Source organism: Vibrio sp. 10N.247.311.49 (assembly GCF_041467655.1).
In the GTDB taxonomy this organism is placed as follows: domain Bacteria; phylum Pseudomonadota; class Gammaproteobacteria; order Enterobacterales; family Vibrionaceae; genus Vibrio; species Vibrio crassostreae_C.
Genome location: NZ_JBFSVA010000057.1, coordinates 1 through 1,177 on the forward strand (window position 1 = coordinate 1; position 1,177 = coordinate 1,177).

Sequence of the window (1,177 nt, forward strand, 5' to 3'; positions counted from 1 at the left end):
AAGATTTTAGCTACAACACCAGCACCAACTGTACGGCCACCTTCGCGGATTGCGAAACGTAGACCTTCGTCCATTGCGATTGGAGCGATTAGCTCAACAGTCATTTGAACGTTGTCACCTGGCATTACCATTTCTACGCCTTCTGGTAGAGTGATGTCGCCTGTTACGTCAGTTGTACGGAAGTAGAACTGTGGACGGTAACCTTTGAAGAAAGGAGTGTGACGGCCGCCTTCGTCTTTAGAAAGTACGTATACTTCAGACTCAAACTTAGTGTGTGGGTTGATAGAACCTTTCGCAGAAAGTACTTGACCACGTTCAACGTCATCACGCTTAGTACCACGTAGAAGTGCACCAACGTTCTCACCTGCACGACCTTCGTCAAGCAGTTTACGGAACATTTCAACACCAGTACAAGTAGTAAGAGTAGTCTCTTTGATACCAACGATTTCTACTTCGTCACCTACACGTAGGATACCGCGCTCGATACGACCAGTTACAACAGTACCACGACCTTGAATTGAGAATACATCTTCAATTGGTAGTAGGAACGGTTGGTCAACTGCACGCTCTGGCTCAGGAATGTAAGAATCTAGTGCTTCTGCAAGCTCAACGATCTTGTCTTCCCACTGCTTCTCGCCGTTTAGTGCGCCAAGTGCAGAACCTTGGATAACTGGTAGGTCATCACCTGGGAAGTCGTATTCAGAAAGAAGTTCACGAACTTCCATCTCAACTAGCTCAAGTAGCTCTTCGTCATCTACCATGTCACATTTGTTCATGAATACGATGATGTAAGGGATACCAACTTGACGACCAAGTAGGATGTGCTCACGAGTTTGAGGCATAGGGCCGTCAGTCGCAGCAACAACTAGGATACCGCCGTCCATTTGTGCAGCACCAGTGATCATGTTTTTAACATAATCCGCGTGTCCTGGACAGTCTACGTGTGCGTAGTGACGTGCTGGAGTGTCGTACTCAACGTGAGAAGTTGCGATTGTGATACCGCGCTCACGCTCTTCTGGAGCGTTATCGATAGATGCGAAATCTTTAGCAACACCGCCGTATACTTTTGCAAGAGTAGTACAGATAGCAGCAGTTAGAGTTGTTTTACCGTGGTCAACGTGGCCGATAGTACCAACGTTTACGTGCGGTTTCGTACGTTCAAATTTTTCTTTAGACA

Annotated in this window: 1 protein-coding gene; it reads right to left on the reverse strand. The window is 46.8% G+C overall.

Translation table 11 applies throughout. The features are described 5' to 3' along the window. Positions 1-1,177, reverse strand: a 1,177-nt coding sequence (gene tuf / locus AB6E54_RS22595; protein WP_016783752.1) for an elongation factor Tu, incomplete at both ends; no start/stop codon positions are given.